The sequence below is a fragment of the Nonomuraea sp. LPB2021202275-12-8 genome (assembly GCF_037044575.1).
Lineage (GTDB): Bacteria > Actinomycetota > Actinomycetes > Streptosporangiales > Streptosporangiaceae > Nonomuraea.
Window position 1 is genome coordinate 122604 of record NZ_JBAHWD010000019.1, and the last position, 21235, is coordinate 143838.

25 protein-coding genes are annotated in these 21235 nt (G+C 70.7%); 13 read left to right on the top strand and 12 right to left on the bottom strand.

Annotated features, from left to right (window positions below; all coding sequences use genetic code 11):
- Positions 1–18 precede the first annotated feature (18 nt).
- Positions 19–1449, top strand: a complete 1431-nt coding sequence (locus tag V5E28_RS29965) for a vanadium-dependent haloperoxidase (protein ID WP_336211816.1) — start codon at positions 19–21, stop codon at positions 1447–1449.
- 178 nt (positions 1450–1627) lie between these two features.
- On the opposite strand, the gene V5E28_RS29970 is transcribed toward V5E28_RS29965, so the two are convergent.
- Positions 1628–2218, bottom strand: coding sequence for a TetR/AcrR family transcriptional regulator (locus tag V5E28_RS29970; RefSeq protein ID WP_336211817.1), 591 nt, complete (start codon positions 2216–2218; stop codon positions 1628–1630).
- 84 nt (positions 2219–2302) lie between these two features.
- Between V5E28_RS29970 and V5E28_RS29975 the strand changes: the two genes are divergently transcribed.
- Positions 2303–3316, top strand: a complete 1014-nt coding sequence (locus tag V5E28_RS29975) for a hypothetical protein (RefSeq protein ID WP_336211818.1) — start codon at positions 2303–2305, stop codon at positions 3314–3316.
- A 91-nt stretch (positions 3317–3407) separates the two neighbouring features.
- Here the strand turns inward: V5E28_RS29975 and V5E28_RS29980 are convergent, their stop codons facing one another.
- Positions 3408–3629, bottom strand: coding sequence for a hypothetical protein (locus tag V5E28_RS29980; protein ID WP_336211820.1), 222 nt, complete (start codon positions 3627–3629; stop codon positions 3408–3410).
- Positions 3630–3765: 136 nt separating this feature from the next.
- On the opposite strand from V5E28_RS29980, the gene V5E28_RS29985 reads away from it, so the two are divergent.
- Positions 3766–4431: a TetR/AcrR family transcriptional regulator gene (locus V5E28_RS29985; RefSeq protein ID WP_336211822.1), complete on the top strand. Its 666-nt coding sequence runs from the start codon at positions 3766–3768 to the stop codon at positions 4429–4431.
- Between the two features lie 69 nt (positions 4432–4500).
- Here the strand turns inward: V5E28_RS29985 and V5E28_RS29990 are convergent, their stop codons facing one another.
- The 4 genes from V5E28_RS29990 to V5E28_RS30005 all read right to left on the bottom strand — a co-directional run bounded on the left by V5E28_RS29990 (position 4501) and on the right by V5E28_RS30005 (position 7238).
- Positions 4501–4878 carry an STAS domain-containing protein gene (locus V5E28_RS29990; protein WP_336211824.1) on the bottom strand — a complete coding sequence of 126 codons (378 nt, stop codon included), beginning with the start codon at positions 4876–4878 and terminating at the stop codon, positions 4501–4503.
- Complete coding sequence (locus V5E28_RS29995; protein WP_336211825.1) at positions 4875–5042, bottom strand: hypothetical protein; 168 nt, start codon at positions 5040–5042, stop codon at positions 4875–4877. The genes V5E28_RS29990 and V5E28_RS29995 overlap by 4 nt, the downstream gene beginning before the upstream one ends.
- A 364-nt stretch (positions 5043–5406) precedes the next feature.
- Positions 5407–6291, bottom strand: coding sequence for an SDR family oxidoreductase (locus tag V5E28_RS30000; protein WP_336211827.1), 885 nt, complete (start codon positions 6289–6291; stop codon positions 5407–5409).
- 2 nt (positions 6292–6293) lie between these two features.
- Positions 6294–7238: an EamA family transporter gene (locus V5E28_RS30005; RefSeq protein WP_336211829.1), complete on the bottom strand. Its 945-nt coding sequence runs from the start codon at positions 7236–7238 to the stop codon at positions 6294–6296.
- A 105-nt stretch (positions 7239–7343) separates the two neighbouring features.
- On the opposite strand from V5E28_RS30005, the gene V5E28_RS30010 reads away from it, so the two are divergent.
- Positions 7344–7859, top strand: coding sequence for a MarR family winged helix-turn-helix transcriptional regulator (locus tag V5E28_RS30010; protein WP_336211830.1), 516 nt, complete (start codon positions 7344–7346; stop codon positions 7857–7859).
- A gap of 178 nt (positions 7860–8037) precedes the next feature.
- On the opposite strand, the gene V5E28_RS30015 is transcribed toward V5E28_RS30010, so the two are convergent.
- Positions 8038–8523: a hypothetical protein gene (locus tag V5E28_RS30015; RefSeq protein WP_336211832.1), complete on the bottom strand. Its 486-nt coding sequence runs from the start codon at positions 8521–8523 to the stop codon at positions 8038–8040.
- A gap of 154 nt (positions 8524–8677) precedes the next feature.
- Here V5E28_RS30015 and V5E28_RS30020 point away from each other — a divergent pair, with 154 nt between their 5' ends.
- From V5E28_RS30020 to V5E28_RS30040, 5 genes are all read left to right on the top strand, one after another.
- The gene (locus V5E28_RS30020) at positions 8678–9199 is read left to right on the top strand and encodes a hypothetical protein (RefSeq protein ID WP_336211834.1); all 522 of its coding nucleotides are present in this window, start codon (positions 8678–8680) and stop codon (positions 9197–9199) included.
- Positions 9200–9444: 245 nt separating this feature from the next.
- The gene (locus V5E28_RS30025; protein ID WP_336211835.1) at positions 9445–9780 is read left to right on the top strand and encodes a hypothetical protein; all 336 of its coding nucleotides are present in this window, start codon (positions 9445–9447) and stop codon (positions 9778–9780) included.
- The gene (locus V5E28_RS30030; RefSeq protein ID WP_336211837.1) at positions 9777–10082 is read left to right on the top strand and encodes a winged helix-turn-helix domain-containing protein; all 306 of its coding nucleotides are present in this window, start codon (positions 9777–9779) and stop codon (positions 10080–10082) included. The genes V5E28_RS30025 and V5E28_RS30030 overlap by 4 nt, the downstream gene beginning before the upstream one ends.
- 82 nt (positions 10083–10164) lie before the next feature.
- A complete protein-coding gene (locus V5E28_RS30035) occupies positions 10165–10482 on the top strand; it encodes a PadR family transcriptional regulator (protein WP_336211838.1) in 318 nt (105 codons plus the stop codon).
- 1 nt (position 10483) lies between these two features.
- On the top strand, positions 10484–11230 hold the full coding sequence (locus V5E28_RS30040; protein ID WP_336211840.1) for a hypothetical protein: 747 nt from the start codon (positions 10484–10486) through the stop codon (positions 11228–11230).
- Between the two features lie 8 nt (positions 11231–11238).
- Here V5E28_RS30040 and V5E28_RS30045 read toward each other — a convergent pair whose 3' ends face one another.
- The 5 genes from V5E28_RS30045 to V5E28_RS30065 form a co-directional block, all read right to left on the bottom strand.
- On the bottom strand, positions 11239–12093 hold the full coding sequence (locus V5E28_RS30045) for a CPBP family intramembrane glutamic endopeptidase (RefSeq protein WP_336211842.1): 855 nt from the start codon (positions 12091–12093) through the stop codon (positions 11239–11241).
- Between the two features lie 185 nt (positions 12094–12278).
- A complete protein-coding gene (locus V5E28_RS30050) occupies positions 12279–13640 on the bottom strand; it encodes a mannitol dehydrogenase family protein (protein WP_336211844.1) in 1362 nt (453 codons plus the stop codon).
- The gene (manD, locus tag V5E28_RS30055; protein WP_336211845.1) at positions 13634–14842 is read right to left on the bottom strand and encodes a D-mannonate dehydratase ManD; all 1209 of its coding nucleotides are present in this window, start codon (positions 14840–14842) and stop codon (positions 13634–13636) included. The genes V5E28_RS30050 and manD overlap by 7 nt, the downstream gene beginning before the upstream one ends.
- Positions 14839–15612, bottom strand: a complete 774-nt coding sequence (locus V5E28_RS30060; protein WP_336211847.1) for a 6-phosphogluconolactonase — start codon at positions 15610–15612, stop codon at positions 14839–14841. Before V5E28_RS30060 ends, manD begins: the two co-directional genes overlap by 4 nt.
- On the bottom strand, positions 15609–16892 hold the full coding sequence (locus tag V5E28_RS30065; RefSeq protein WP_336211849.1) for an AGE family epimerase/isomerase: 1284 nt from the start codon (positions 16890–16892) through the stop codon (positions 15609–15611). The genes V5E28_RS30060 and V5E28_RS30065 overlap by 4 nt, the downstream gene beginning before the upstream one ends.
- A gap of 101 nt (positions 16893–16993) precedes the next feature.
- Between V5E28_RS30065 and V5E28_RS30070 the strand changes: the two genes are divergently transcribed.
- The 4 genes from V5E28_RS30070 to V5E28_RS30085 all read left to right on the top strand — a co-directional run bounded on the left by V5E28_RS30070 (position 16994) and on the right by V5E28_RS30085 (position 21200).
- A complete protein-coding gene (locus tag V5E28_RS30070) occupies positions 16994–17983 on the top strand; it encodes a LacI family DNA-binding transcriptional regulator (RefSeq protein ID WP_336211850.1) in 990 nt (329 codons plus the stop codon).
- Between the two features lie 63 nt (positions 17984–18046).
- Complete coding sequence (locus V5E28_RS30075; RefSeq protein WP_336211852.1) at positions 18047–18826, top strand: sugar isomerase domain-containing protein; 780 nt, start codon at positions 18047–18049, stop codon at positions 18824–18826.
- Complete coding sequence (locus V5E28_RS30080) at positions 18817–20079, top strand: neutral/alkaline non-lysosomal ceramidase N-terminal domain-containing protein (protein ID WP_336211853.1); 1263 nt, start codon at positions 18817–18819, stop codon at positions 20077–20079. Before V5E28_RS30075 ends, V5E28_RS30080 begins: the two co-directional genes overlap by 10 nt.
- Entirely contained in the window at positions 20076–21200 is a 1125-nt protein-coding gene (locus V5E28_RS30085; protein ID WP_336211854.1) for an N-acetylglucosamine-6-phosphate deacetylase, read from the top strand. Before V5E28_RS30080 ends, V5E28_RS30085 begins: the two co-directional genes overlap by 4 nt.
- The last annotated feature ends 35 nt before the right edge of the window (positions 21201–21235 follow it).

Consider the following 21235-nt stretch of genomic DNA (forward strand, 5'->3'; position numbering starts at 1 on the left):
CTTGTGAGGAGACCTGCCATGCCCGTCCGAAGATTCTTACGCGCCGTCGTGACCTTGTTGGCCGCGACGGCGCTCCTGCTTCCCGCCCTGACCGCCCAGGCGCAGGAGGTGGAGCGCGGCAATACGGTGCTGCGCTGGAACGACGCGCTGCTGGCGGCGATCCGCACCGGCACGCTCGGCCCGCCCATGGTGGCCAGGGCGTTGGCCATCGTGCACACCTGCGCCTACGACGCGTGGGCCGCCTACGACGCGGTCGCCGTCGGCACCCGGCTGGGCGGGTCGCTGCGGCGGCCGCCGGCCGAGCGCACCGAGGCCAACAAGACAGAGGCCATCAGCTACGCCGCCCACCGCGCGGCCGTGGATCTCTATCCGGCACAGCGGGCCGGGTTCGACACGCTCATGGGCGAGCTGGGCTTCGACCCGGCCGACCCGTCCAGCGTGCCCGCCGGCGTCGGCCTGGCCGCGTGCGACGCGGTGCTGGCGCACCGGCACGCCGACGGCTCCAACCAGCTTGGCGGCTACGCCGACACCACCGGCTACGCGCCGGTCAACGCGCCGATGGTCGTCGCGGAGCCGTACGTCGAGGCCAACGACCCGGGCCGCTGGCAGCCGCTGACCTACCGCAACCGGGCGGGCGTGCTGGTCACCCCGCCGTTCCTGGCGCCGCACTGGGGCGGGGTCGCCTCCTTCAGCGGCCGGGCGCGCGATCTCGCCGACGGGGTGCCGGCGCCCGCCGAAGACGGCACGCCTGCCTTCCGGGCGCAGGCGGCCGAGATCCTGGCGCTGACGGCGACGCTGGACGACAGGCGCAAGGCCATCGCCGAATACTGGGCCGACGGCCCCAGCAGCGAGACCCCGCCCGGCCACTGGTGCCTGCTGGCGCAGGGGATCTCGGCGCGTGACGGGCACGGGCTCGACGATGACGTGAAGATGTTCTTCGCGCTGGCCAACGCGGGCATGGACGCCGGGATCGCGTCCTGGGAGGTCAAGCGTGACCACGACTCGGTCCGGCCGATCACCGCGGTTCGCCATCTCTACCAGGGCAGGCAGATCCCGACCTGGGGCGGCCGGACCATCGACGGTGCCACTTGGGTGCCGTTCCAGGTGCCGACGTTCCCGACGCCGCCGTTCGGCGAGTACGTCTCCGGCCACAGCACGTTCAGCGCGTCGGCGGCCGAGGTGCTAAAGCGCTTCACCGGCGGCGACGCGTTCGGCGCCGAGGCGCGCATCGCCCAGGGGTCATCGCTGGTGGAGCCCGGGGTGAGCCCGTCGCGTGACCTGACGTTGCGCTGGCGTACGTTCAGCGAGGCCGCCGACGAGGCGGGGCTGTCGCGCCGATACGGCGGCATCCACTTCCGCGCCGGCGACCTGAAGGGGCGATCGCTCGGCCGGGCGGTCGGTGCGGCGGCGTGGGACAGGGCGAGGTCTTACTGGTCCGGACTCGGCTGAGTCGCAGGGCCTCCCGCAGCCGTGACGCCCTCGGGGGCGTCACGGCTCCGGCGTCACGGTGCGGACAGATCGGCACAGGAGGATCCGGCCGAGACCGACCCCGGCTTCCCGTTCGCTGAACGCGCCTCAGCGACTGCCGACAAGCCAGAGGTGCAGTGCGCCAAGGACCCGTTGCGCCCTAACGGTGGGTCCTGGTGTCGAGGCCGCCCACGATCAAATCAGTCAGCGCGGTGACCGCGTCGCCGGTGGTTGTCCGCTCTCGGTGCAGTTCGGCGGCCATCGCTTCGGCCGCGCCCAGCACGCCGACGCAACGCAGCCGAAGGGCTTCGGGTGCGAGGCCGGAGTGCGGCAGCAGTGCCGCGGCCATCAGGTCCGTGTAGCTGTCGATCATCTCGTGCTGGACCGCCTCCATCTCCGGGTTTCCTTTCAGCGCGGCGGAAACGGCGCTGAGCTCCGGCATGTCGGTGGCGCAGACGAAGTACGCGGTGCTCATGACTCGGGCGACCTCGTCAGCGGTGGGCGCCGCATCCCGCAACGCCTGTGCGATCGCGGCCCGGTGCCGTTCGTCGAGTCGTCGGTAGAGCGTGAGCAGTAGGCCGGGACGAGTGCCGAAGTGGTCGTACACGATCGGCCGGCTCACCCCGGCTGCCTCCGCCAGGGTGACCAGAGTCAGACCGTCGGCGCCCTCGGTGCGCACGATCGCCACGGCGGTGTCGAGCAACTGCTCCCGCCTGGCCTGCTTGGACAGGCGGGTCGATGTGGTGGCCATTGTCCTCCTGTGCGTCGCACTCCAGCTTATGCTACAAAATGTAGGTTACAAAATGTAGCTTCGTGGACGTGAGAGGAACCCACAGTGGGACAGTCGAAATCGGTACTGATCTTGGGCGGTTCGGGGCAGGCCGGCGCGGGGGCCGCCGCCCTCCTGCGCCGATGGCACCCGGCGCTGCCGCTGACGATCGCGGGTCGTGACCTCGACCGCGCACGGCGGGTGGCCGACGAACTCGGCTCCGCAACGGCCGTGACGATCGATCTGCGGCGCGGCGATCTCGGTCTCCCGGCCGATCACGGCTACTCGGCGGTCGTCGCCGCGTTGTGGGACGACCACCTGCACGGGCTGCGTTACGCGCAGGACCGCGGTCTGCCGTACCTCAGCCTCTCCAGCGGCCTGGTGGACATCGCACCCGAGGTCGTCGCGGGCGCCCAGCGGGCAAGCGCCGCGCCGATCCTGGTGGCCAGCCACTTCTGCGCCGGTGTCGTCGTCCTCGCGACACTGCACTCGGCCCGGGAGTTCGACCGGATCGACACCATCCGGATCGGCGCTTTGCTGGACGAATCGGACATTGGTGGGCCCGCGGGAATTGCGGATCTGCAGCGGTGGTCCGCCGTCGTCTCGGCGGGACTGGTGCGCCGTGACGGCGTCTTCACCTGGGTCTCCGCCCCCGACGCGCAGGCGGATGTGCCCAGTGTCGACGGCGCCGTCCTTGCCGGCCAGAGCATCGCCACCCTCGACGTACCGAGCCTCGCCCTCGCGACGGGCGCGCCGAACGTCCGCTTCGACTTCGCCGTCGGTGAATCCGCGGGCCGGCGCCGCGGCGAACCCGCTTCCATCGAGATCCGGATCGACCTCGAAGGAGTGGATCGAGCGGGTGCGCCGTTCAGCACGAGTCGTTACCTCGTCCACCCGGCCGGGCAGCGCCCCTTGACCGCACTCGGCATCGCACTCGGTGTCGAACGACTGCTCGGTCTGCGCGGCGAAGCCGTCTCGCCGGGCATCCACACCCCTGAGGCGTTGCTCGACCCGGCCTACGCGGTCGAGCGGATGGGGGAGATCGGCGCCACCTTCGTCGGCGCACCCGGCGACAGCTGAACGCCCGGCGCAGGGCCGGACGTGGGCGGGCAGGGGCTGTCCGCCGACGATGGGGGCGGACGGGTCGGCGAAGACGCGGCCCTGCGGCCGGTCATCGCCCGCGTCCGCCCTGCTTGGCCTTCTTGCCGCCCCAACCGGCCAGGAGCGCTCCGGCGACGGCGGCCACCGCGTAACACGCCAGCCACGCCGCGAACCCGCCGGGCAGCCACCCGAGCAGCCCGGCGTCGTCGTGGTCGGCCAGCAGCCGGATGGCGCCCTGCACTCCCAGGACCAGCAGAAGCATGCCCATGATCAGCACGGTGACGTGCTTCATGTGTGTTCGTCTCCCATCGCCCCGAAGGACCGTAACGGCGGGCGTGGGCACGCCCTTCACGTTTTATGGTGCGATCGAACCATAACACCAGTCTTGGTACGATCGCACCACAAGCGAGGTTCGAAGGACGGATGGCATGCCCCGACAGGTGGACCACGACCGGCGCCGCCGACAGATCGCCGAAGCCGTGTGGCGCCTGGCCACCCGCGGCGGGCTGGAGGACGTCACTCTGAGACAGGTCGCCGCCGAGGCCGGGGTCTCCGCCCGGCTGCTGCAGTACTACTTCGGCACCCGCGACCAGCTGCTGCTCGGCGCGCTGGAGATTCTCAATGACGACGCCGAGCAACGAGCCCGCGAACGCCTCGCGATGCTCGGCGAAGCGCCCGGCCTGCACGCGATCGTGCGGGGCGTGCTGCTAGAGCTGCTTCCGCTGGACGAGGAGCGGAGCAACCGGCACCTGGTGTACGTCGCCTACTTCGTCCGCTTCCTGGCCGACCCGGCTCTGGCCAAGGTGGCCCGCGACGCGCCACGTGCACTGGAGGACCTGGTCGCCGGTCTGATCGCGCAAGGTCAGGAACTAGGCCAGGTGCCCCGGGGCATCGACGTCGCGGCGGAGGCGGCGTTCCTGGTGACAGGCGCCGACGGAATGCAGGCGACCGTCCTGCTCGGACAGCGGACGCCCGAAGAAGCCGTGGCCCTGATCGATCACCAGCTTGCCCGCATCTTCACGGCGACCCGCACAGCCCACCGGGAGCCGCCAGGACCGAACGATCGTCACCGGCCCCATGATCCGCCGGAATGAGTTCGGATCGACCGGGGAGGGTCCGCCGCTGCCCGGCGGTCAGCGTGGCAGGGGTATGTCTGCCTGTCGTTATGCGAGATCGAGGGGTTCGGCGCGGTCGGTGTCCTGGATCGCCCGCACGACGGCGATCGCCCGCTCGACGTCGTCGTGCACGCTCACTGCCCGATGGGCGCCGGTGATCTCCAGGAGCCGGGTCACTCGTGGATGGGGTGCGACCAGGTGCACGCCTGCGCCGTGCGCGTCGGCCAGGACGGCGGCGGCGAGCAGGACGGCCAGGCCGGAGCTGTCCAGGAAGGACAGCTCGTTCACATCGAGGATCAGGTGCTCGTCCAGCCGTCGGCGCACCAGGTCGAGATAGGCCTCCAGCTCGGCGGAGGTGACGGCGTCCACTTCCCCTGCCACGGTGATCAGCGTGGCGCCGGTAAGATGACGGCAGGTCAGCTTCATGACGTCTCCCGTATGCCGGTCATCTGCGACACGCGCGCGGAAAGGCCGCTGCTGTCGAGGAAGGTCAGCCCGCCCGGATCAAGCTCCACATAGGACTCGAACGGGTCGGCGTTGGTGGTGCCCGTCTCGCCGAGCGGCCGGCAGTCCAGGTTCAGGGGGGTCATGGCGGCTTGGCTGCGGAGCTCAGCGGCCCGGTGAGGGCTGGATCCGGGTGAAGGTCATGGTCTGCCCCCCGAAGCGGTCGGCCGGCTGGGACGGTGACGGTACCCGCGCCGTCGCCGTCAAGACTAATCATGAATCTGGTTACCGGAAAGCAGGTTCGCCTAAGATCTCTTCAGGAAGACACGTCGGCCGCCTGGCAGAGTCGTGCCCCTGAGGGCGGAGCAGGCGAAGAAAACCGTGAGGGCGTCGACGACCGCCCGTCCCGGGATCGGGACGACTCCACACCCACGTGACAGCCCGGCCGGCCGACGAGGCGACCTGAGCTGGAAAGACCACTCGCATCCCGGCTCAGCCCTGCAACCCGGGTCAGCGGTGGTCGTCCGGGGCGAACGCTGCGGCGTGGTCGCGGACGAAGTCGGCGATGTCGCGCGGGGGGTGGCCGAGAAGGTCGGCCACCGTGTCGGTGGTGAAGTGTCCCCAGCCGGAGACGTACGCCTGCGCGTACTCCTCGAGCATGTCGACGATCCATGTCGGAACGCCGTAGCCGAGCAGGGTCCTGCGCTTGGCGTCGTCGCTGACCGGCAGGTACGTGATGGACCTGCCGAGAGCGAGACCCAACTGGTCGGCGACCTCGTCGAACGTGAGCAAGCGCGGGCCGGTGAGGGTGTACGTCTCGCCGTGGTGACGATCCGGGTCGTCGAGGAGCACGCGGGCAGCGCACTCGGCGATGTCGCGTACGTCGATCATGCCGATCCGCGCCGAGGCCATGCTCAGCGAGAACGTGCCGGTGGCGGCGATGTCGCCCGCCTCGTTCAGCAGGTTCTGCATGAACCAGTGTGGACGCAGGATCGTCCAGCGCATGCCGCTTCGTTCGGTCTCCCGGTCGGACAGCGCGTGCAGCCTGCCGCTGCGGTTCGGCGCGTCGTGTGCCGCGCCGATGGCGGACAGGCGCACGATGCGCTCCACACCGGCCTGGCGTGCTGCCCACACGGCGTTCATGCTGTTCTCCGAAGCGCGCGGGCCGTTCGGGGTGAGCAGCCAGACGTCCTGTACGCCCTCGAAGGCGGGCGGCAGTGACCGGGCGTCATCGAGGTCGCCGACGAAGACCTCGGCGCTCCGCTCGCGCAGGCCGTCCGCCTTGGAGTCTTCGCGGACGAGAGCACGAAGGTCCACATCGGCCCCTTCCAGCGCGTTCATCAGTGCGGTGGACACGCTTCCGGTGGCTCCGGTGATCAGCACGGTGCGCGACACGCTCATTCTCCTTGGGTGGTGGCGGGGATACGGACCAGGTTGCGGACGACGGCAGGGGTCAGCTGCGCGGCGCCGATGGCGGTCAGGGCGAGCAGGAAGCCGACACCCTGCCATGGCGTCAGGGATTCACCGAGGAACAGCCAGCCCAGGATCGCGGCGACCACGGGTGAGAGCAGGGCGAGGAACGAGACGGCGACCACGGGCAGTTTGCCGATGCCGTGGAACCAGATCAGGAAGGAAAGCAGGGCGCCTACAACAGACAGCCACGCGTAGCCGCCGATCGCACGAAGATCCAGTCCGGCCGGAAGTCCCTCGAACGCGAGCGCGAGTGGGACGAGCACGAGACCGCCGGCGGTGAGCTGCCAGCCGGCGATGGTCGCCGCGCCGGCGCCCTCCGGACGTCCCCAACGTTTGGTCAGGACGATCCCACCGGCCATCACGCCCGCAGCTGCGATGCCGGCCAGGATGCCGAGCAGGTCGAAGGAGAGCCGGCCGCGCAGGACGATCAACCCGACCCCCACCACGCCGACCAGGCCCCAGCCGAGCCGCCAGCGTGTGGGCCTCTCACCGAGCAGCAGGAACGCCAGGCCGACGACGAGCAACGGCTGGACGGCGGTGAGGGTCGCCGCGATTCCACCCGGCAGTCGATAGGCGGCGACGAAGAGCAGTGCGAACAGCGCGCCGATGTTGAGGGTGCCGAGCAGCAACGAGCGCCACAACCACTTGCCGTGCGGCAGCTTGCGCGTGATGGCGAGCAGGATCAGCCCCGCCGGCAGCGCGCGGATCACACCGGACACCAACGGGTGGCCGAGCGGGAGGAACTCGGTGGTCACCAGGTACGTGGTGCCCCAACTGGCAGGCGCGACCGCGGTCAGCGCGGTGAGCCCCAGGGTGCTACCGGGCGGGGACGCGCTGCCCGCGTCCGACCGGCTCGGGGCCAGCGTCATCGAAATCTCCTTAACGTTGAACTATTCAACGTTGGCGAATGTAGCCGTCTGTTAGGCTGGCGTCAAACAGTTTCACGTTGAGATGTTCTGGAGGCGGCAGGCTCCATGGAGGACAACGTCGACTGGCGGATGGACCAGTGGCGGATCGAGCGGCCCGACATCGACCCCGCGCCGATGGGCGTGGTGGCCCGGATCCAGCGCGCCTGCCGACTGCTCGAACGCGAGCTTCGTGACCACTTCGCTACGCATGACCTGCAGCTGTGGGAATTCGACATCCTGGGGACGCTGCGCCGGTCCGGGCATCCGTATCGGCTCACCGCGGGGCAGCTGGTCGAGTCGTCGATGGTCACCTCCGGAGCGATCACCAACCGGATCGACCGCCTTGTCGCCAGGGAGCTGGTGACCCGCGAGGTCGATCCCCTCAACCGGCGCAGCGTGTTGATCACGTTGACCGATCGTGGCCGGGAGCTGATCGACCGGGTCGTCGTCGACCACGTCGACCTGGAGGTGAAGCTCCTCAGCAAACTGAGCGGCCCTGATCAGGAACAGCTCGCCGGACTGCTGCGCCGGCTGCTCACCAGCCTCGGCGACTACTCGCCCGGCAACCCCCTGAATCCGTGAGACCGACTTGCAGCTCTAGGGGTTGAGCGCCCTCCTGTCCGTGCCGCTGCCCGCCGCAGCCCTCCTCGGCCTGGCGCGGCGCGGCCCGACGCGGACGGTCGGCGGTGGCGGCCCGTCATGATCACACGCAGGTCCGATGATCAAGCACAGCCTTGACGGCGACGCTCTGACGAGGACTTCAGGCGGTCGTCCGGGAGGCCGCGCCGTGGCGGGCGAGATCCCGGGCGAGCTGAGACCGCCGGAATCCCACCGTGCGAAGTCTCCGGAGGTCGGCGGCGGTGTCGTGCATGAGCTGCGCGGAGAAGTAGTTGATCTGCTCCAGCACGGCGAAGAGGGCGAAGGCCAGTCCCGGCCAAGAGCCGCCCCCGGGGTCGGTGACCACCGCCGCGCCCGTCGCGAGCAGTCCGGCGCCGAGCAGGGCGGGATTCACCTTCCGGGCGAGCGCGAAGACGGCCAGGCCGCGGGGGAGACTTCGCCGGTTGCGCAGCTGGTCCAGTTTGGCCGCCCAGTAGGCCGCACCCTGGATCAGGAGGAGCGAGAACAGCGCGAAGCCGGCCAGGTTGGCCCAGGTGAGAGGGAATCCGATCATGCCGAACCAGATCCCCGCCTGTAGGGGGATGTTGACCAGCTCACCGACCATCAGCGACCTCAGGCGCCGTCGCACCGACGTCCCCGGGGCTTGGCGAGCGTCCGGTCCGGTCATGAGCGGCGGGTCGGTGTGGACATGCGGGGTGTTCTGGAGCGCACCCTTGGGAGGCTACTGCGAACACGGCGCGGACATACGCCGGAGTCGCGCCGGAATCACGACCATGGGCGACATGGATGCCGACGATGACGACCTGACGCCGCAGCAGTACGACGCCAAGCTCCGCGAGCTGCCGACGGACCCGAGGAAGCTGCTGGCCAAGATCACCAAAGATCCCCACTGGATCAGGGGCGCGCGCGAGGAGGGCGTCCCCGTTACCGTCACACCCGACGCCATCCGGGCGTACGGGGTCATCATGCTCTACCTGAGCAACTACGGCACGATGCCGCCGCGCCTGGAGGCGGCAATGTTCCGCGCCCTGGCGCTCATCCCCGGCGTCCGGATCGAGCAGGGCGTACGCGACGCCGCGGGCCGCAGCGGCCTGGGCGTCTGGCTGGAGGGCACCTCCGACGTGCCTTACCGTCGCTACGACATCCTCGACCCGGGCACCTACCGCTATCTGGGCACGCAGACGCTCTGGCTGCGGGATGAGCGCTCGCGCCACGACGACACGGTGATAGCCCCCAAGGGGACGGTGTGGACGAGGGCCTTGATGTCTTCGGCGATCGTCGAGCGTCCCGGTCAGCGCGGGTGATCGCTCATGGCGGAGGCGGACACCGCCACGAGAACGCACCGCTGAGCTCAGGAGGCGATGACACCGATTCACCCTCTGGATACTTGAACGGGAGTTGAGTACTCTTCGAAGAGTTGAGTAGATGAGTAGGAGGAAACGTAATGGAACATGATGACTTGTCAGCGGATGCCGCGCTTCGTGAAGTGGACCGCGCGCAGGATGTAGTCCGGAAGTCCAGCCGGCGGGGCGCGCGTTTCTTCCTGGGGATGTGGCTCGGGAGCATCGGCTACTGGCTGGTCGCGCTGCTCGGTCCCGCAACGGTCAAGAACTACGCCGGTCTGGCGCTCGGCGCCGTTGTCGTGGCCGGCGGCGTCTACGTCTTCCGCCAGCGGGTCTACGACCGGCTGCTGTCCCGGCTCGCGTTCCCCGTCACCTTGGCGTTCACGGGCACCACCGTGATCGCGGCGCTCTACAACATGCTCCTTCACCCGAAGGAGCCTGGCCCGCTGTGGGCAGTGGCCGGTGTGCTGGTCGCACTGATCGCGAGCGCCCCCCTGCTGTATGGCGCGCTGCGCATGTTCCGCTCCACGGGTGACCGGTGAGCCATCCCCGGCACGCGCTCGACGAGATCATCCACGCTCCGGTGCGGCTGTCCATCATGGCCATGCTCGCGGCGGCGGAAACGGTCGAGTTCCGCTTCCTGAGGGACTCGATCGAGGTCAGCGACTCGCTGCTGTCCAAGCACATCCAGACGCTGGAGAAGGCGGGCTACGTGCGGGTGGAGAAGGGCTTCGTCGGCAAACGCCCTCGGACCTGGCTGGCGCTGACGGACGAAGGACGCAGCGCCTTCCAGGACTACACCGCCATACTTCGGCGGATCACCGAGGGAACCCACCGCGCGTGAGACGCAGGGAACGCGGACGTTTCGCCCACTCCATCGCCGCCGACCATGTCCGCATCGCCGCACAGGCAGGAAAGTATTGATCATGCAGCCTCTGTCGACGATCACCTCCGCCACCGTGGACGTGATCGAGGCCCTGATGGCGGACCTGAACCCGCGCTGGGGGCTGGAGATCATCAAGGCGACAGGTCGGGCCCCGGGGACCGTCTACCCCATACTCGACCGGTTGGAGCGCAGCGGATGGGTGGTCTCCACCTGGGAGTCGGACTCTGCGCGGAAAGGGCCACGCCGGCGCCTCTACCGGCTGACGGGGGACGTCCTGCCGGCCGCGCGCCGCGTCCTCGCCAAGCGTGCGCCCGCGCACCAGCCGATCGGCCAGCCCCTGCCCCAGCCGGGAGTCTGAGGTGGACGCGCTGATCCGAGGCATCATCGGCACAGCCGCCGCGATCCTGCCCGAGAAGGCGCAGCGGGAGCGCTACCTCGAGCAGTGGCTCGCCGACGCCGAGGGGGCCGCGGAGCTGGAGACCAGCTCGCTGAGCGTGGCGTTCGGCGCCCTCAGGGCCGCGGTGGTGATGAATCTGACCCGCCGCTCGGCTGTGGCACTCGGGCTGGCGGCCGTCCTGGTCATCGGCGGGATCCGGCTGACGATGATCACGTCCGACTGGGTGCCCGGCGCCGCCATGGCCATGGCAGGCGTGGCGTTGCCGATCCTGCTGCTGATCATCCGCAGGTTCAGGGACCGCGACACGCTCGGGGACTGGGAGGACGCCCTGGCCGCCAGGCAGGCGCGCCTGTCGAAGCGGGCGTTCCCGGACGCCGACCTGGACAGGAAACGGCTGTTCGCGCTGGTCTTGGGCGCCGTCCTGGTGGCCCTGGCCGCGCTGCTGCTGCTTACGTCACGCTCAGATGACCATGGGGGCGCGCTGGATCACGTCAGCGTTTCCGAGAGCGCAAGCATTCAGGGCGGGCGCGACATTCTCCAGCCCGCCGCGGACACCCGCGCCTTCGCCGCCCGCCTGGCCGCCGCCGGTGTCCGGCACGAACCGGTGGAGATCCCGTATGCCGACCACCAGTTCGACCTGAGCTGGGGCGGGTTCGCCAGTCAGATCGCGCGGCACGTGATCGAGGAGTTCCTGCGCGAAATCCGCTGACACCGCCCTCACCTCGCTTCGTCGCGCTGAGCAGGCTTGGCTTCCCTGGACGGGTGGAGCCGGCCGGTGAGGAGAATCCAGGCGCAGAGGGCTGAGAGCGGGACCAGCTGCAGTAGCTCGATGGTCGGCATGTCGAGACCTCCCCCTTCCGCCAGGAAAAGGAAGGAGAACGTGCCGATGATGAGGTTGTTGCCCGCATGCGCGAGACAGGGCACCCAGACGCTTCCCGATCGCAGGAACAGCCAGGCCAGGATGATGGCCTGGGCAACGATCAAAAGTGTCCAGGTCGCCAGCCCGAGGAACGGATCCGAGTATTCGACGTAGTCCGTGAAGACCAACGGGTAGTGCCACACGGACCAGATGATCCCGGTGATGAGCGCGGCCTGGACCAGACTGCGGCTCGCACGCGGTTGCAGGTAGCTTCTCCAGCCGAATTCCTCACCCCAGAACGCCGGCAGGAGGAGAACCGGAGCGGCGAGCAGCAGCAGCAACACGGCCGGGACGGGAAGATCCATGCCGGGAACGAGCTGCCGCAGCGGTGAGAAGTCCAGGCGGTACAGCCCGAGGACAATGGCCAGCCCGACGGTTACGGCGAGCACCAGCACCGGGCCGATCCAGGCCAGAAGGTAATAGACCCCGGCCGCTCGCACGCGGGGACGGAGGCCGGCGTCGCGGAAGCCCTCTCCGGTGACCCATAGGCGCACGATCACCGCCGCGATGGCAGGGGAGAACGCCATCGGAAGCTGCACCAGCGGGTTGACAAGTGACATGTCGAGCACGAAATGCGCGACAAGAACGGCTCCCCACGCCAGTCCGAAGGATATGAGCAGGAAGGTGAGCACGCCTTTGGTCGTGAGTCCCATAGTGTCTCCCGTGGGAGGTAGCCGGCCTGCTGCCGGATACCAGGCAACCAGCCGGCCGTGCGGACATCACTACGGCCAGGCCCCGTCATGCGGGTAGAGCCGGCCATACTCCAAGCCCCGGCCGCCCATCGACGAGCGGGTTCACCTGAGGCCTTCGCCACCAGAGTGCCTCGTGCGTGATCGATTCACGGCGAACCGGCGTCGAGCGCGCGGAGGGTGGCAGGGACGCCGTCGGCGTTGATCCGTGCCAGGCAGTCCGTGACCAGGTCGCGGAAGACTTCGTTCTCCTGGAGGTCGGCGCCGAAGATCTCCTCGAGCGACAGCAGGCGGTTCACGGTGGCCGCGGCGGAGGCCGTTCCGTCGCCGCGCAGCCGGTCGGCCAGCGGGTCGTCCAGCTCGCGAGCCGTGGTGACGTGCCGCATCCACCCGGCCACTGCCAGCGCGATCCAGCGGGGCTCGTGCCCGCCGGCCAGCAGGTCGCGCGCCGGGTCGAGCAGGCGCTGCGGCAGCTTCTGCGAGCCGTCCACCGCGATCTGCGCGACGCGGTGCCGCAGGCCGGGGTTGGCGAACCTGGCCAACAGCGACTCCTTGTACCCCGCGAGGTCGAACCCGTCCAGCCCGTCCAAGGTGGGTGAGAGGTCGTCGTCCATCAGCCGGCGAAGGAACCCGGCGAACGCGGGATCGCCCACGGCCTCGGACACGAGCGCCGCGCCCGACAGGTAGGCGATGGCCGAGTGGCTGCCGTTGAGCAGGCGCAGCTTCATGCGCTCGTACGGCCGGACGTCACCCACCAGGAGCGCGCCCGCCTTGTCCCACGCCGGTCGGTCCCCGGCGAAGGAATCCTCGATCACCCACTGCGTGAACGGCTCGGTGACGACGGCGCCCAGGTCGGTCACGCCGAGCCTGGCGGCCATGTCGTCCAGGTCGGCCTGCGTGATCGCGGGGACGATCCGGTCCACCATGGTGGCGGGGAACCTGACGTTCTCCTCGACCCACTGGAGCAGCGGCGGCTCGCACAGTTCTGCCACGAGTCCGGCGAGGGTCGCGCCGTTGTCGGGCAGGTTGTCGCAGGAGACGACGGTGAGCGGGCCCGCGTCCGCGGCGGCCCGGGCGCGTAGCCCGGCGACGAGCCGCCCGATCGCGGTGGGCGGTCCGCCGGGCGGCAGGTCGCGGCGGTACGCCTTCTCCGTGATGGTCAGGGTGACGACCGCGGTCTGCGGCGCGGCCAGCCGTGCGGCGAGGTCGCCACCGGGAGCGAGCACCTCGCGCACGGATCCGACCACGCGGATCTCGTCGCCGGCGCGCACGCCGTACAGGCAGTCCTGCGGGCGGAGCCGGTCGGCCACGTCGGTGCTGCGCTGGCTGGCTCCGCAGATGCCCCAGCGGTCGTCGCCGGTCGCGGCCATGGCGCGCTCGGTGTAGACGGCCTGGTGGGCCCGGTGGAAGGCGCCGATTCCCAGGTGCACGACGCCGGTGAGGCGCGGCTCGGCGAGCGGGCGCGCGGCGGGCGCGACCCTGGACAGCGTGGCGCGGCTGAGCCTTACCAACTGTGCACGCTCCCGTCCATCAGCCGGTTGACCGGCAGGTAGGCGGCTTCGTAGGGGTAACGGGCGGCGAGTTTCTCGTCGATGTCGACGCCGAGGCCGGGCTCCTCGCTCGGATGGAGGTAACCGTCGGCGAAGCGGTATCCGTGCGGGAACACCTCGTCGGTGGCCTCGGTGTGCCGCATGTACTCCTGGATGCCGAAGTTGGGGACGGCGATGTCCAGGTGGAGGGCGGCCGACATGCAGACGGGGGAGAGATCGGTGGCGCCGTGCGAGCCGGTGCGCACGTGGTGGAGCGCGGCGAGGTCGAAGATCCGCCGCAGGTGGGTGATCCCGCCCGCGTGGACGACCGTGGCCCGGATGTAGTCGATGAGCTGCTCGCGGATCAGCCGCTCGCAGTCCCAGATCGAGTTGAACACCTCGCCGACCGCGATCGGCGCCGTGGTGTGCTGCCTGATCAGCCGGAACCCCTCCTGGAGCTCGGCGGGCACCGGATCCTCCAGCCAGAACGGCGCGTACTCCTCCAGCCGGGAACCGAGCCCGCCGGCCTCGATCGGGGTAAGCCGGTGGTGGATGTCGTGCAGGACGTGCAGGTCGAAGCCGAAGCGGTCGCGGACGGCGGCGAACAGCTCGGGCACGACGCGCAGGTAGCGCTCGGTCGACCAGGTGGCCTCGCTGGGCAGCTTCGCGTCAGCGGGCTCGTAGAACATCTTGTCCTGGCTGACGCCGTAGGTCGCGTCGAGCCCGGGGACGCCGCACTGCACGCGGACCGCGCGGTAGCCGAGGTCGACGTACTTCGCGACCTCGTCGAGCACCTCGGGAACCGTCTCGCCGTTGGCGTGGCCGTACACCGTGACGCCCTCGCGCGAGCGCCCGCCGAGCAGCTGGTAGACGGGCAGCCCGGCCACCTTGCCCTTGATGTCCCACAGCGCGGTGTCGACGGCCGCGATCGCGGTCATCGTGACCGGGCCGCGCCTCCAGTACGCGCCACGGTAGAGGTACTGCCACGTGTCCTCGATGCGCGCGGGGTCGCGGCCGATGAGCAGCGGGCAGACGTGGTCGCGCAGGTAGGAGGCGACCGCGAGCTCCCTGCCGTTGAGCGTCGCGTCGCCGATGCCGGTGACGCCGTCCGAGGTCGTGATCTTCAGGGTGACGAAGTTCCTGCCCGGGCTGGTGACGATGACCTTGGCGTCGGTGATTCTCACTGGTAGGCCTCCAGGTCGGCGAAGAGCGTGCAGTCCGGGTGGGTGCGCAGGACGGAGGCGGGGCAGCTCTCGGCGACCGGCTCGTCGAGCGCGGCGGCGAGCGCTGCCTTCTTGTTCGCGCCAGGCACGGTGGCGACGAGCGTGCGCCCGGCCATCAGCGTGGGAACGGTCAGCGTGATCGCCCGCTCGGGCACGTCCGCGAGCGTGGCGAAGCACCCGTCGCTGACCTGCTGCCGCCGGCAGGCGTCGTCGAGCTCGACGACCTTGACCGCGAGGGGATCGGCGAAGTCGGCCACCGGAGGATCGTTGAACGCCAGGTGGCCGTTGTCGCCGATGCCCAGGCAGACCAGGTCGATCGGGCCGCGGCCGAGCAGCTCGGCGTAGCGCGCGCTCTCCGCCTCCGGGTCGTCGCCCGGTTCGATGACGTGGACGGCGCCCGGCCGTACGGCGTTCCAGAGCTCGTGGTGGAGGAAGCGGCCGAACCGCTGGGGCGCGTCCCCGGGCAGGCCGATGTACTCGTCCATGTGGAAGACGACGACCCTGGACCAGTCGATCCCTTCGGCCGCGCGCAGGCCCGCCAGCGTCTCCCGCTGCGAGGGCGCGGCCGCGAAGACCACCCTGGCCTCGTCGCGGGTGGCGAGCGCCGTGCGCAACGCCGCTGCCGCGGCACGCGCCGCCGCGGCGCCCGACTCCGCCCTGTCGCTAAATATCCGGACATCGAGGTGTCCGGCGACCCGCTGGATCACGGGGTCCGTGTTCGTGGCTGTCACGGCTGTTCTCCCTGAGCGCCGAGTTCGCTGAGCTCCACGATCTGCATGAGGTTCCTGGAGATGTGGTACGGGTCCTTGACCGGCAGGGCGACCACCTCGTCGAGTGGAGCTCCGGCCCGGTCTCTGATCTGGACCCACTCCTCGCCGTCCGCTCCGCCGGGGAACGTGCCAAGCGTGTAGTCCCAGACGCGGTCGAACCAGCCGGCCGCCTCCCGGTCCCCGTAGCGCTCGGCCGCCAGCCGGGTGGCGTAGGCGGCTTCGGTGTGGACCCACCACAGCTTGGTCGACCAGGTCCGCCTGACCAGGTCTTCGTACGGCCCGCCGTACGGCCGGCCGGAGACGCCGACGTATCGGAACAGCCCGCCGTGCTCGTCGTCCCACCCGGCCTCGCACAGGGCGGAGACGCTGGCGACCAGGTCGCCGTCGTCGCCGGTCTCGCCGAGCAGTTGGCCAGCCTCCAGCGCCATCCAGATCCCCTCCAACGCGTGCCCGGGGGTGCGGTGCCTGGCCAGGACCGTGTCCCCCTTGCCGGGGTCGGCCACGAACGTCTCGGTGAACAGGCCGCTGTCCTCCCGGTGCGCGATCATGGCCCGGCGCGCGGCGCGCAGCTCGTCCGCGTAGGGGACCGCGGTTCCGGGCGCCTGCGTGCCGGCCGCCGCCTGGTGCGCGCGTGCCTGGTCGAGCCTGGCGTTGAGGACGATCATCCGGGCGCCGAACCCCGAGCAGCCGGGCGGCAGCGGGTACGGCGGGGTCGGGGGATCGCCTGCCTCCACGTCGTCCGCGATCCGCTGGACGATCAGATCGATCGTGGGAAGGTGATCGGGCGAGCCGGTGTATCTGGTGAGTTCGGCGAGCCCCATGGCGACGAAGGCGTCAGCGAAGATGCTGCGCTCCGCGGGCAGCGGCCCGCCCTTCTCGTCGAGCGCGGTTCCGCCCCGCTCGTCCAGGACGTAGGCGCACTGGCCGTCAGGCCGGACGGCGTGCTCGAGGAGGAAGGACGCGCCGCGTTCCGCGTGCCGTACGAGCGTGCCGGGGTCGAAGCCCAGCCTGTCCAGCGAGAGCAGGCCGCGGTCGGCGAGCCGGGCGGCGCGGGCGAGCAGCCAGACGAAACGCCCCTGCGACCAGGTGAACTTGTTCGTGGACAGCCGTCGCCGGCCGCGATTGTCGAAGCAGGTGAAGAACCCGCCGTGCTCGGTGTCGATGCCATTCTCGAGCCAGAACGGGAGGATGACGTCTTCGAGTTGCCTGCGGGCGATCCGCTCGGGCTGCTCGGAACCCATGCCGTCCTTTCCGTAGGAAACAATGAAAGCGATTGCATGGATTCTGGCTTCGCTAGAGTACTCCGGTCAAGCCGGGTCGAGCCAATGCTGAGGAGCGCGGCGTGAGCAAGCCGACGATCTACTCCATCGCCCAGCGGTGCGGCGTCTCCGCCGCGACCGTGTCGCGGGCCTTCAACCGCCCGGAGCTGGTGAGCGAGGCGGTCAGGGAACAGATCATGGCCGCCGCCCGCGAGCTCGGCTATCAGCCGAGCTCGGCCGCGCGCGGCCTGGTCACGGGCCGGGCCGAGATGGTCGGGCTGATCGTCTCCGACATCACCAACCCGTTCTTCCCGCTGCTCGTGCGGTCGATCCAGCGTACGGCGGAGCGGCTGGGGAGCTCGGTCATGCTGGTCGACGCGGAGGAGAGCGCGGCGGCGGAAGTGAGACACGTCGCCCAGTTCCGCAGCAGGGCGGACGGGGTGATCGTGGCCTCACCGCGTTCGTCGTCGGCGGCGCTGCGCGAGGCCGCCAGGGGGCTTCCCTGCGTCCTGCTCAACCGCCCGCTGCGTGACCTCTCCTCGGTGATCTGCGACAACACCAGCGCGCTCTTCGACGCGGGCGAGCATCTCTACAAGCATGGTCACCGCTCGTTCGCGCTGCTCGCGGGGCCGAGCGCCTCCTGGGCAGCGGCCCGGCGCTCGCAGGCGATCCGCCGATGGGCGCGGGGCCGCGGGGTCGAGCTCGCGGAGCTCGGCCCGTTCCGCGCGACGTTCAAGGGCGGCAGGCAGGCCGGTGCCGCGCTGCTCGGCACCGACGCCACCGCCGCCTTCGCCTTCGACGACCTCACCGCGTGCGGGGTGCTCGCCGAGCTGGCCGCGCGCGGCGTCGCCGTGCCGGGGGAGCGCAGCGTCGTCGGCTGCGACGACGTGCTTCTCGCAAGGACCGTGACGCCGAGCCTGACCACGGTGACCGCGCCGATGGACGACCTCGGCGCCACCGCGGTCCAGATCCTGACCAGGCAGATCGAGGCGCCGGGCGGCGCGCCGGAGCACATCAGGCTGCCCGGCGTCTTCGTCGCGCGCGACTCGACGGGACCACGCTCAGCCTCTTGACCGAGATTCGGACATGGTCTTAAATGCCTGCAATCGCTTTCATCGGTCATGAGGAGCCTGCAGGTGCAAAACGGACGGCACACGTCGCTCATGCGGACGTACGCCGAGCAGGTCGTCGGCCTGATCGGCAGGATCGAAACCGAGGAGGCCGACGCCGTCGGGGCGGCGGCGAAGCTCATCGCCGACCACATCACCCGGCACGGGGCGGACCGGCTGATCTACGTCTACGGCCCGGGAGGGCACTCGAACCTCGCCGCGCAGGAGGTGTTCTTCCGCGCGGGTGGCCTGGTCAACGTCAGCGCGATCCTCGACGAGGGCACGCTGCTGTCCGGCGGCGCGCTGCGCTCGATGGCGATCGAACGCACCCCCGGTTACGGCCGCGTCGTCATCGAGGACAACAGGCTCGACGCGGGCGACCTGCTCATCCTGGTCAACGCGTACGGCATCAACGCCGCACTCATCGACGCCGCGCTGACCGCCCGCGAGCGCGGCGTCACCGTCATCGGCGTCTCCTCCAGGGAACACGCCGACCGGACCGCGCCCGGCCACCCGGCCAGGCACCCCACCAAGCAGAACCTGCACGACCTCGTCGACCTGCACATCGACACGAAGGTGCCGATCGGCGACGCCGTACTCGAGATCGAGGGGGTCCCTGAGCGGACCGGCGCGATCTCGACGTTCGCCAACGCCTACACGCTCAACTGCGTCATGGCCGCGGCGATCGCCGAGCTGGCCGAGCGCGGCACGGTTCCCGCGATCTGGCGCAGCGGGAACGCGCCGGACGGCGACGAGCGCAACGCGCTCTTCCTCGACCGCTTCCGGGGGCGGATCCGATGGCTGTGATCAGCGAAGGGGGGCGGCTGCTCGCCGGGGCCGCGGTCGCAGACATCACGCCTCCGGTCGGCGGCTCGCTCGCCGGTTACGCCGCCCGGGCCTCCGCCTCCACCGCGGTACACGACCCGCTGCTGGCCACCGCTGTGGCGGTCTCCGACGGCGCGGCCTCGTCCGTCGTGATCTCCGCCGACCTCATCGCGCTCGACCCGGACACCGTCCGGCGGATCGCACGCGACCTCCACGAGCGCACCGGCCTTCCGGAGGAGTCGGTGGCCGTGGCGGTGACGCACACGCACGCGGGACCTGCGGTGACCCGGGGCGGCATCGGCGGCGTCGCGGACCCGCGACACGTCGAGCATGCCTGCTCGCGGATCGTCGCCGCCGGCGCCGCGGCGCTCGACGCGCTCGCGCCCGCCGTGCTCCGCCGTGGGTGCGGCACCCTCGACGGCGTCGCGCACAACCGGCGCGGCGGGACCCTCACCGACCCCGCGGTCCCCGTCGTACGACTGGAGCGCGAGGACGGCGAGCCCGTCGCCACCGTGTTCTCCCACGCCTGCCACCCGGTGACGCTCGGCCCCGACAACCTTCAGCTCACCGCCGACTGGCCCGGCTACGCGCGGCGACACCTGGAGTCCAGGATCGGCGGTGTGGCCGTGTTCCTCCAGGGCTGCTGCGGCCAGCTCAACACCGGGCACAGCGCGCACGACAGCCTCCGCGGCACCGAGCCGCGGCCGGGCAGGACCTTCGAGGACGCGGAACGGATCGGGACGCTGGTGGGCGAGGCCGCGCTCGGCGCCGCCACGGAAGCGGTCGCCGGACCGGTGTCGGTGGCCGCCACGCGCGTCGAGCTGCCGCTCGGCGACCCGCTCACGCCCGGTGAGCTGCGCACGCTCGCGGACGAACCCGACGGGATGTGGGCGGGATGGGCGCTCGCCCAGCTGGCCGACCACGGGCCGGCGGCGGTCGAGGTCCAGGTCGCCGTGCATCGGTGGGGCGGCGTGCCGCTGGTCTTCCTGCCCTGCGAGCCCTTCGTCGAATTCGCCGTGGAACTGCGTGCCGCGCTCGGCGATCCCGGGCTGCTCGTCGCCGGTTACACGGGCGGGGTGCCCGGCTACCTGCCCTATCCGGAGACGCACTACGACGCGGGCGGGTACGAGATCCGCGAGGCCCACCGGGCCTACGGGCTGCGTGCCGCGTTCACGCCCGACGCCGGCCGCCTGGTCATGGCCGCCGCCAGGGCACTCGCCGGGGAGGCAAGGTGACGATCGAAGGGAGGCTCGCGGACGGGCGTCCCGTGCGCGTCGAGCTGGACGGGCAGCGGATCGCCGCGGTCACCGAGGTCCGTGACGCACCCGACGCGCTCATCCTCCCGGGCCTGGTGGACATCCAGGTCAACGGGTACGGCGGGCGCGACTTCAACGCGGACGACCTATCGACGGGCGACGTGGTCGAGCTGGTACGCGAGCTGTGGCGGCGCGGCACCACGACGCTGTGCCCCACGATCATCACCGCGCCGGAAGACAAGATCACGAGAAACCTGCGTGTGATCGCGGCGGCACGGCAGACCGATCCGCTGGTCAGGCATGCCATCCCCGCCCTGCACGTAGAGGGGCCCTACCTGGCGCCCGCGGACGGTCCGCGGGGCGCGCACGATGCCGATCACCTGCGCGATCCCGACATCGCCGAGTTCGGGCGCTGGCAGGAGGCGGGCGGCGGGCTGGTGAGGATCGTCACGCTGGCCCCCGAGCGGGCAGGCGCCGTGGACTACATCGCCGAGCTCTCCCGGCGCAACGTCATCGCGTCCATCGGGCACACCGCGGCGGCGCCCGCCGACATCGAGGCGGCCGTGCGGGCGGGTGCGCGGCTCTCCACCCACCTGGGCAACGGCGCGCACGCGGTGATCCGCAGGCATCCCAACTACATCTGGACGCAGCTCGCCGAGGACAGGCTCGCCGCGACCTTCATCGCGGACGGGCACCACCTGCCCGCCGACACGTTCACCGCGATGCTGCGCGCCAAGGGGACCGGCCGCGCGCTGCTCGTCAGCGACTCCGTCGCGCTGGCCGGCTGCGCTCCAGGCGACTACACGACCCCGGTCGGCGGCCGGATCACGGTGCGCGAGGACGGCCGGGTGACGCTGCCCGGCGGTGAGCTGCTCGCCGGCTCGGGAAGCTCGCTGATCGAGTGCCTCGCCTGGGCAGTCACGCACACCGAGGTGGAGCTCGGCACCGCCGTGGGCATGGCCGCGGCGAACCCGGCCCGGCTGCTCGGCACCGGTCGCGGCCGCATCGAACCCGGCGCCCCCGCCGACCTGATCGTCACCACTCCCGACCTGTCCGTCCTGCACACCTTCGTGCACGGCGTGCTCGTCCACAGCGCCTGACCTGCATCGCTCCCCACCCCCGACCTGGGAGATCT

Bases quoted from the DNA above. Each gene is read 5' to 3' on its own strand.
- V5E28_RS29965 (WP_336211816.1), top strand. From the start codon at position 19: ATGCCCGTCCGAAGATTCTTACGCGCCGTCGTGACCTTGTTGGCCGCG.
- V5E28_RS29970 (WP_336211817.1), bottom strand. From the start codon at position 2,218: ATGGCCACCACATCGACCCGCCTGTCCAAGCAGGCCAGGCGGGAGCAG.
- V5E28_RS29980 (WP_336211820.1), bottom strand. From the start codon at position 3,629: ATGAAGCACGTCACCGTGCTGATCATGGGCATGCTTCTGCTGGTCCTG.
- V5E28_RS29985 (WP_336211822.1), top strand. From the start codon at position 3,766: ATGCCCCGACAGGTGGACCACGACCGGCGCCGCCGACAGATCGCCGAA.
- V5E28_RS29990 (WP_336211824.1), bottom strand. From the start codon at position 4,878: ATGAAGCTGACCTGCCGTCATCTTACCGGCGCCACGCTGATCACCGTG.
- V5E28_RS29995 (WP_336211825.1), bottom strand. From the start codon at position 5,042: ATGACCCCCCTGAACCTGGACTGCCGGCCGCTCGGCGAGACGGGCACC.
- V5E28_RS30005 (WP_336211829.1), bottom strand. From the start codon at position 7,238: ATGACGCTGGCCCCGAGCCGGTCGGACGCGGGCAGCGCGTCCCCGCCC.
- V5E28_RS30010 (WP_336211830.1), top strand. From the start codon at position 7,344: ATGGAGGACAACGTCGACTGGCGGATGGACCAGTGGCGGATCGAGCGG.
- V5E28_RS30020 (WP_336211834.1), top strand. From the start codon at position 8,678: ATGGATGCCGACGATGACGACCTGACGCCGCAGCAGTACGACGCCAAG.
- V5E28_RS30025 (WP_336211835.1), top strand. From the start codon at position 9,445: ATGTGGCTCGGGAGCATCGGCTACTGGCTGGTCGCGCTGCTCGGTCCC.
- V5E28_RS30035 (WP_336211838.1), top strand. From the start codon at position 10,165: ATGCAGCCTCTGTCGACGATCACCTCCGCCACCGTGGACGTGATCGAG.
- V5E28_RS30045 (WP_336211842.1), bottom strand. From the start codon at position 12,093: ATGGGACTCACGACCAAAGGCGTGCTCACCTTCCTGCTCATATCCTTC.
- V5E28_RS30065 (WP_336211849.1), bottom strand. From the start codon at position 16,892: ATGGGTTCCGAGCAGCCCGAGCGGATCGCCCGCAGGCAACTCGAAGAC.
- V5E28_RS30080 (WP_336211853.1), top strand. From the start codon at position 18,817: ATGGCTGTGATCAGCGAAGGGGGGCGGCTGCTCGCCGGGGCCGCGGTC.